Annotated in this window: 9 protein-coding genes; 7 read left to right on the top strand and 2 right to left on the bottom strand. The window is 69.2% G+C overall.

Annotation, left to right across the window (positions count from 1 at the left end; all coding sequences use genetic code 11):
- The 5 genes from VFF46_RS27030 to VFF46_RS27010 form a co-directional block, all read left to right on the top strand.
- The coding region (locus VFF46_RS27030; protein WP_325040035.1) for an ABC transporter permease at positions 1 to 526 on the top strand (526 nt) is incomplete at its 5' end.
- On the top strand, positions 526 to 1,524 hold the full coding sequence (locus tag VFF46_RS27025) for an ABC transporter permease (RefSeq protein ID WP_325040034.1): 999 nt from the start codon (positions 526 to 528) through the stop codon (positions 1,522 to 1,524). The genes VFF46_RS27030 and VFF46_RS27025, both read left to right, overlap by 1 nt.
- Entirely contained in the window at positions 1,517 to 2,515 is a 999-nt protein-coding gene (locus VFF46_RS27020; protein ID WP_325040033.1) for an ABC transporter ATP-binding protein, read from the top strand. The genes VFF46_RS27025 and VFF46_RS27020 overlap by 8 nt, the downstream gene beginning before the upstream one ends.
- Positions 2,512 to 3,489 carry an oligopeptide/dipeptide ABC transporter ATP-binding protein gene (locus tag VFF46_RS27015; RefSeq protein ID WP_325040032.1) on the top strand — a complete coding sequence of 326 codons (978 nt, stop codon included), beginning with the start codon at positions 2,512 to 2,514 and terminating at the stop codon, positions 3,487 to 3,489. The genes VFF46_RS27020 and VFF46_RS27015 overlap by 4 nt, the downstream gene beginning before the upstream one ends.
- Positions 3,486 to 5,171: an ABC transporter substrate-binding protein gene (locus VFF46_RS27010; protein WP_325040031.1), complete on the top strand. Its 1,686-nt coding sequence runs from the start codon at positions 3,486 to 3,488 to the stop codon at positions 5,169 to 5,171. The genes VFF46_RS27015 and VFF46_RS27010 overlap by 4 nt, the downstream gene beginning before the upstream one ends.
- Positions 5,172 to 5,203: 32 nt before the next feature.
- On the opposite strand, the gene VFF46_RS27005 is transcribed toward VFF46_RS27010, so the two are convergent.
- The gene (locus VFF46_RS27005) at positions 5,204 to 5,710 is read right to left on the bottom strand and encodes an HAD family acid phosphatase (RefSeq protein ID WP_325040030.1); all 507 of its coding nucleotides are present in this window, start codon (positions 5,708 to 5,710) and stop codon (positions 5,204 to 5,206) included.
- Positions 5,703 to 6,254: a GNAT family N-acetyltransferase gene (locus tag VFF46_RS27000; RefSeq protein ID WP_325040029.1), complete on the bottom strand. Its 552-nt coding sequence runs from the start codon at positions 6,252 to 6,254 to the stop codon at positions 5,703 to 5,705. The genes VFF46_RS27005 and VFF46_RS27000 overlap by 8 nt, the downstream gene beginning before the upstream one ends.
- Before the next feature lie 113 nt (positions 6,255 to 6,367).
- Between VFF46_RS27000 and VFF46_RS26995 the strand changes: the two genes are divergently transcribed.
- Both VFF46_RS26995 and VFF46_RS26990 read left to right on the top strand, forming a co-directional pair.
- Complete coding sequence (locus VFF46_RS26995) at positions 6,368 to 7,489, top strand: DNA repair exonuclease (RefSeq protein WP_325040028.1); 1,122 nt, start codon at positions 6,368 to 6,370, stop codon at positions 7,487 to 7,489.
- Positions 7,490 to 7,500: 11 nt separating this feature from the next.
- The coding region (locus tag VFF46_RS26990; protein ID WP_325040027.1) for an AAA family ATPase at positions 7,501 to 8,262 on the top strand (762 nt) is incomplete at its 3' end.

Below are 8,262 nucleotides of genomic sequence, written 5' to 3'. Positions count from 1 at the left end.
CGTGTCCCGGCTGCTGGACTTCCTGTTCGGGTTCCCGCAGCTCGTCTTCATGATTGCCCTGGGCATCATTGTCCCGGCGAAGGTGTCCCGCTCGCTGCTGCTGATCGGCGTACTGAGCGTCTTCGGCTGGGCCGGCCTGGCCCGGCTGATCCGCAACCAGGCCCGCTCGCTGGTCACCCGCGAGTTCGTCGAGGCGGCGCGCAGCGTCGGGTCCACCGGCTGGATGGTGATCACCCGCGAGCTGCTGCCGAACCTGCTCGGCCCGGTCCTGGTGATCGCCACGCTCGCGATCCCGGGGTACGTCGGTGCCGAGGCGGCGCTGTCCTTCCTGGGCGTCGGCGTACCACCGCCGACACCGAGTCTCGGCCGTTCGATCTCGGACTCGATCGCCTGGGTGTACACCGGCGCGGACCCGTGGTTCCTGCTGTTCCCGGGCGCGATGCTGTTCCTCGCGGTGCTCGGCTTCACGTTGCTCGGTGACGGTGTGCGGGACGCGTTCGACGTCCGGCTGCGGAGGACGAACTGATGCCCGATCTCCTCTGGTTCGTCGTCCGCAGGCTGTTCGCCGCGCTGCTGGTGATGCTCGCGCTCAGTCTGGCCGTCTACCTGGTCTTCTACGCGATCCCGGCCGACCCGGCACACCTCGCCTGCGGCAAGCCCTGTACGCCGGACCGCCTCGCGCAGGCGCGGCACTTCATGCAGTTCGACCAGAGCACCCTGCAGCAGTACCTGAACTTCCTGAAGGGCATCTTCGCCGGCCGTACGTTCGGCGACGGTACGGCGGCCGTGCACTGCGACGCGCCGTGCTTCGGGTACTCGTTCCCGCTCGGCCGCCCGGTGACCACGCTGATCCTGGACCGGCTGCCGATCACCGCCTCGATCGCGCTCGGTGCCGCCGTACTGTGGCTGCTGCTCGGCGTCTCGCTCGGCGTGGTCGCCGCGCTGAACCGGGGCCGCATCCTCGACCGGTTGTCGGTGGGCGTCGCACTCCTCGGCGTCTCCACGCCGTCGTTCCTGCTCGGTCTGCTGGCGATCCTGGTGTTCGGCTTCTGGCTGAACATGGTCCCGGTCAGCGGGTACGTCCCGCTCACCGAGAGCCCGGTCGACTGGGCCTGGCACCTGGTCACGCCGTGGATCGTGCTCGCGATCCTGAACGCGGCGTCGTACATCCGGCTGACCCGCTCGCAGATGCTCGAGGAGCTGAACCTCGACTACATCACCACGGCCCGCGCGAAGGGTGCCGGCGAGGGGCGCGTCGTGATCACGCACGGTCTGCGCGGGGTGCTCGTACCGGTGATCACGCTGTTCGGCCTCGACCTGGGCAGCCTGCTCGGTGGTGCGATCCTGACCGAGAAGGTCTTCAGCATGCAGGGTCTCGGCGACCTGCTGATCAGCGCCGTCGGCCAGCTGGACGTGGCCGTGGTCGTCGGCGTGACGTTGTTCTCGGCGTTCCTGATCATCCTCGCGAACCTGGTGGTGGACATAGTGCACGGTGTGCTCGACCCGAGGGTGAGCCATGGCTGACCCGGTTCTCGAAGTACACGACCTGCACGTGACGTTCGCGACCGAGAACGGCCCGGTGCCGGCCGTCGACGGCATCGACTTCGCCGTTGCGCCGGGGCAGACGCTCGCGATCGTGGGCGAGTCCGGCTCCGGGAAGAGCGTCAGTTCGGCCGCGGTGATGGGCCTGCTGCCGTCGAACGCCGATGTCACCGGCGAGGTGCTGCTCGACGGCCGCGAGCTGACCGGCCTGCCGAACGACGACCTGCGCAAGATCCGCGGCAACGACATCGCGATGGTCTTCCAGGACGCGCTCTCCGCGCTGAACCCGTACTACTCGGTCGGCTGGCAGGTCGCCGAGGCGTACCGGCTGCACCACGACGTCTCGAAGAAGAAGGCGCGTGAACGGGCGGTCGAGATGCTCGACAAGGTCGGCATCCCGGACGCGGCGCGGCGCGCGGAGAGCTACCCGCACGAGTTCTCCGGGGGAATGCGGCAGCGGGTCGTGATTGCTATGGCTCTGGTGAACGACCCGAGAGTGCTGATCGCGGACGAGCCGACGACGGCACTCGACGTCACCGTGCAGGCACAGATCATGCGGCTGCTCGACGACGTGCAGGAGGAGTTCGGTACGGCGCTCGTCCTGATCTCGCATGACCTGGGTGTGGTCGCGGAGGTCGCGGACGACGTGCTCGTGATGTACGCCGGTCGCGCGGCGGAGCGCGGCACCGTCCGGGACCTGTTCTTCCGGGCGGCTCACCCGTACAGCCTCGGGCTGCTCGGCGCGATGCCGCGGGTCGACGTACCGCCGAAGCCCCGGCTCACCACGATTCCGGGCAGTCCGCCGACGCCCGGGGCGATCAGCACCGGGTGCCCGTTCCAGCCGCGTTGCGCGTACACGCACCTGGTGGGGGAGCGGTGCGTCACCGAGCGCCCCGAGCTGACGCCCCGCCCGGGCGAAGGCGATCACGAAGCGGCCTGCCATCTGGGGCGTCGTCCCGAGGTGATCTTGTGACCGAGCTGCTGAACCTCAAGGATGTCAAGAAGTACTTCGGTCTCCGCGGCGTGCCGTGGCAGAAGGCGCAGGCCGTCCGAGCGGTCGACGGCGTGAATCTCGTGGTGAACAAGGGCGAAACGGTCGGCCTGGTCGGCGAGTCCGGTTCCGGCAAGTCCACGCTGGCCCGCGTCGCGACCCGGCTCCTCGATCCGACCGCCGGCCGGGTCGAGATCGGCGGCAAGGACGTCACCCGGATCAAGGGGCGCCGGCTGCGCCCGATCCGCCGCCAGATCCAGATGGTGTTCCAGGACCCGCAGGCCTCGCTGAACCCGCGCCAGTCGGTGGGGACGATCCTCAGTACGCCGTTCCGCGCGCAGGGGATCCGCCCGTCACGAGCCCAACTGGTGGAGCTGCTGGAGCAGGTCGGGCTGTCCGAGCAGCACCTGGAGCGGTACCCGCACGAGTTCTCCGGCGGGCAACGGCAGCGGATCGGGATCGCCCGGGCGCTGTCGATGAAGCCGGACCTGCTGGTCTGTGACGAGCCGGTGTCCGCGCTCGACGTGTCGGTCCAGGCGCAGGTGCTGAACCTGCTGGCCGATCTGCGCGACGAGCTTGGCCTGTCGTACGTGCTGGTCGCCCACGACCTGGCCGTCGTACGGCAGGTGGCCGACCGGATCGCGGTCATGTACCTCGGCACGATCGTCGAGGAAGGCCCCGCGGCACAGGTGTACCAGTCGCCGGCGCATCCGTACACGAAGGCGTTGCTGTCAGCCGTGCCGGTGCCGGAGCCGGGCGTGGTCCGGGATCGGATCGTGCTGACCGGCGACGTACCGACCCCCATCGACCCGCCGTCCGGATGCCCGTTCCGGACCCGCTGCTACAAGGCCGAGGACGTCTGCGCGACCGAACGACCGGTGCTCGAGTCAGTCGACGGCGAACACCGGGCCGCCTGCTACTTCCCTGAGCCCCCCACCTCTGAGAGGACCGAATGAAACGCATATCCCGTGCAGTGGCGGTCGCCGCTGTGCTGGCGCTGGCGGCCGCGGCCTGCAACGCCAACAACAAGTCCACGCCGAGCGCCGGCAGCACTGCGGCCGCTCAGCAGGGCGGCACCTTCCACGTGCTCAGCACGGCCAAGGAGATCAGCCTCGACCCGGCCAAGAGCCAGAACCTCGGCACCAGCACGATCCACTTGGTGCTGCGCGGCCTGACGTCCTGGAAGACCACGCCGGACAAGGCGGCCGAGCTGGTCCCGGACCTGGCCACCGATACCGGAAAGGTCAGCGACGCCGGCAAGACCTGGACGTACAAGCTGAAGTCCGGCCTGAAGTACGCCGACGGTTCGCCGATCGTTGCCGCCGACATCAAGTACGGCGTGGAGCGGTCGTTCGCGCCGGAGCTGTCCGGCGGCCTCGGGTACCACAAGTCGCTGCTGGTCGGCGGCGACAAGTACACCGGCCCGTACAAGGGCGGTGAGCTGGCGTCCATCGAGACGCCCGACGACACCACCATCGTCTTCAAGCTGAACAAGCCGTACGGCGACTGGCCGTGGATCGTCAGCATGCCCGCGTTCTCGCCGGTACCGAAGAAGGCCGACACCGACCCGGCGCACTACGGCGAGAAGCCGATGGCCAGCGGGCCGTACCAGGTGCAGTCCTACACGCCCGGCTCGAAGCTCGTGCTGACCCGGAACCCGAACTGGGACAAGTCCACCGACCAGGCGCGCACCGGCCTGCCGGACTCGATCGTCACCGACATGGGCCTGCAGCCGGACGTCGTCAACCAGCGGCTGATCGCGGACTCCGGCGACGACAAGTTCGCCAGCGCGACCGGCGTCTCGGTACCGGCCGCGCTGATCCCGACGATCACCGGCAACCCGGCCGTCAAGGCCCGCGTCGCCACCTCGCCGTCCGGTGCGCTGGCCTACCTCGCGATGAACACGAAGCGCCCGGCGCTGGCGAATCCCGCCGTACGCAAGGCGATCGAGTACGCCGTCGACAAGCAGGCGGTGCAGGTCGCGGTGGGCGGACCGGAGTACGGCGGGGAGATCGCGTCGACGCTGATCACGCCGGGCATGGACGGGTACAACAAGTACGACCTGTACCAGGCGCCGCCGGCCGGTGACCCCGGGAAGGCGAAGCAGATGCTGCAGGCCGCCGGGGTCAGCAACCTGAACCTCGTCCTGGTCGCCGACAACACGTCGAGTGGCGTGATCGGCGTGTCCGTTGCCCAGGCGATCCAGCAGGGGCTGAAGCGGGCCGGGATCAACGTCACGATCAAGCCGATGGACAACACCCCGCTGACCGACCTGATCACCGGGAACAAGGCCGACTTCGACCTGACCGTGTCCAGCTGGCTGCCGGACTTCCCGAGCGCGATCGGCAACATCCAGCCGCTGTTCGCGTCCTCGGAGATCGGCAACGGCGGGTACAACATCTCCCGCTACTCGAACCCGGCCGTCGATTCCGCGATCGCCGCGGCGACCGCCGAGTCCGACCGCGGCAAGGCGGCGGGGATGTGGGGCGCGATCGACAAGCAGATCATGCAGGACGCGCCGATCGTCCCGCTGATCTACGCCCGGAACGCGTTCCTGCACGGCTCGAAGGTGCAGAACTTCTACCTGCCGCCGTACCCGCCGTACCCGAACGTGCTGATCGTCGGCCTCAGCAAGTGATGCCGAGCAAGTGATGCCGGGCAAGTAGGTCCTCAGGTCCGGCCTTCGGATTCCTGAGCCTCGAAGAGGGTCGGCTGGGACTCGGTGTCGAGTCCCCAGTCGGCCCTCAGCACCGTGTACCCGGCCTTCTGGGCGGCGGCGATCACCTTGACGTCGTCGTCGACCAGGACCGCGATCGGGCGTTGCTCGGCGAGGCGCTTGAGCCGGCCGAGCTTCATCAGCATCGACGGGCGGCGGTCGGTGTTGCCGCGCATGTAGACCTTGCCGTCCGGGAAGCCGTTGTCCTTCAGCCACTTCTCGGTGTCCCGCCGGATCCGCTCCGGGCGGCCGGTCAGGTACACGATCACGTGGTCCGCCGCGAGCGTGGTCGCGACCGCGAGCCCTTCGTCGAGCACGGCGTCGTCCTTCGCCTGGTCGAAGAACGAGTCCCAGTCCTTCGGCTTCTTCTCGATGAAGTGGATCCGCTTGCTGGTGTCGGACAGCGTCGCGTCGATATCGAGTACGGCGTACGGCTTGTTATCAGGCCCAGCGTCATCCATGCCGTCCAGCTTCCCAGGTCGTCCGGTCGACGGAGTACAGGACCTCCCCGAACTCGGTGCCGGGCAGCGGGTCGTCGAAGTGCACGTGGAAGACCTTCTCGAACCGCAACCCCGACCGCCGCATCACGCTCCGGGACCGGTGGTTGACGGCCATCGTGTCCGCCTCGACGCGCATCATCCCGAGGTCCTCGAACGCCCGCGCGATCAGCGCCGTCGTCCCCTCGGTCGCATACCCGTTGCCCCACGCGCTCCGCAGCAGCCGGTACCCGACGCCCACTGTCCCCGGATCGGCCGTCGGCTGGATCCCGAACCACCCGGCAAAACCGTCCGCGTCCTCGGCAGCGAACGTCCCCAGCTCCGGATACTCGTCGTACACCTTCAGAATCCCCGGCAGTACGACGCTCTCGACCTCGTCCCGCGGCGTTGGCTCACCGGTCAGGAACCGCATCACCTCCGGGTCCGCATCCAGCTCCACCAGCAGCTCGACGTCGCCGGCCGTGAACCGCCGCAGCCGCAGCCGCTCGGTCTCCAGGTACACAGTCACCACCGGATCGTAGGCGCCGGAGGCGGGGTGGTGTCCGGAGTGTGGGCGGTGTGGGGACATTCTGTGTGTTGAGTGTGCGACTGTCGGTGGCTCGGGTTAGCGTTCTTCCCGCAATGGACTCGCTCACGTTTCTGCACAGCTCGGACTGGCAGCTCGGCATGATGCGCCGGTTCCTGGGGCCGGACGGCCAGGCCCGGTGGGGTCAGGCGCGGCTGGACGCCGTCGCGCGGATCGGTGAGGTCGCGGAGCGGACCGGTGCGGCGTTCGTGGTGGTCACCGGGGATGTGTTCGAGCACAACCAGGTCGAGCGGCAGACGATCCTGCGCGCTTGTGAAGCCCTCAAGCGGATCCCCGTCCCGGTCGTCCTGCTGCCGGGCAACCACGACGCCCTCGAGCCGGGCTCGCTGTGGACGTCGAGCCAGTGGCTCGCCCACGCCCCGGACCACGTCACGGTGCTGACCGAAACGACGCCGTTCCGGATCCTGCCCGGCGTCGAGATCGTCGGCGCCCCGTGGCGTTCCCGGCGGCCGCTCTCCGATCCGGCCGCCCCGGCGTACGCGGACCTGCAGGCCGACCCCGGCACGATCCGGATCCTGCTCGCCCACGGCCAGCTGACCAGCCTGTCCGGCGGGATGTCCGAAGTGCCGCCGATCGACCAGACCGCCCTGGAAGCAGCCGTCGCGGACGGCCGCCTGCAGTACGTCGGCCTCGGCGACCGGCACTCGACCACGCGCGTGACGGACCGGATCTGGTTCTCCGGCACCCAGGAGGTCACGTCCCCGGAAGAGGACGCGCCCGGCAACGTCCTCAAGGTCACGATCAGCGACGGCATCGAGGTGGAGCCGGTCCGGGTCGGCGCCTGGCACATGGTCGACCACCGCGTCGAGCTGTTCGACGAGGAGTCGATCGCGGCGCTCGAGGACTGGTTCGCGGAGCTCCCGGAGAAGGAGCGGACGTACGTACGGCTGGCCGGTGACGGCTCGTTGCCGCTGCCGCTGCTGGCCCGGCTGGACAGCATCATCGACGCGCAGGGCGAGGTGTTCGCGAGCGTCGAGCGGTGGACGAAGTTCTGGACCGTGCGGCCCGCGCCGGACGCCGCGGACCTGGAGTCGCTGCAGCTGAGCGGCCCGGCCCGTGCCGCGATGGAGGAGCTGCGGCAGGCACTGGCCGGCGGTGACGAGGGCGCCGGTGCCGCGCTCTCGCTGATGCACCGATTGGCGCGGGACGCGGGATGAGATTACACAGCTTGGCGCTACGGGACTTCCGTGGCGTCAAGGACCGTAGTGTCCGGTTCCGCGCGCTCGGCACCACCGTGGTGGTCGGCGACAACGAGGTCGGGAAGTCCAGCCTGGTCGAGGCGTTCGGGCTGATCTTCGACCTGCCGGACGACTCGAAGTCGACCCGGATCAAGGACATCCAGCCGGTCGGCCAGGACGTCGGTCCGGAGGTGACGGTCGAGCTGAGCCTCGGCGGCCGCGAGCTGACGTACGCCAAGCGCTGGCTGAAGAACCGGTCCACCGAGCTGACGATCGTCGAGCCCGACGGCCGTCGCCAGTCCTGGACCGGGCGCGAGGCGCACAACGAGGCCGAGCGGCTGTTCCACGAGAACGTCGACCCGGTGCTCTGGCAGACGCTGATGGTCAGCCAGGGTCAGTCGTTGGTGCTACCAACACCAGCGGACGCGGAGCCGCTGATCACCGCGGTGACGGCCGAGTCGGGGACGCCGGTCGACGGCGCGTCGATGCCGCTGGTGACCGCGGTCGAGCACGAGTACCTGCGGTACTGGACGCCGCGCGGCAAGCCGACCGGCGACTTCGCCCGCTCCGCGAAAGCGGTCGCGGCGGCGGAACTCGCGGCCAAGCAGGCTTTGCAGGCGATGGACGAGGTGCAGTCGGACATTCGCCGCGCCGAACGGCTGAACCTCGACCTCGACGACGTGTCGAGCCGGCTGGCCGACCACCTGGCCGGCGTCGAGGCGCTGCGGATCCGCAAGCAGGCGACCGACGAG

It is taken from the genome of Kribbella sp. (assembly GCF_035655035.1).
Lineage (GTDB): Bacteria > Actinomycetota > Actinomycetes > Propionibacteriales > Kribbellaceae > Kribbella.
The sequence above is the reverse complement of the archived record's forward strand: the minus strand, read 5'-3'. Positions and strand labels throughout refer to the sequence as shown.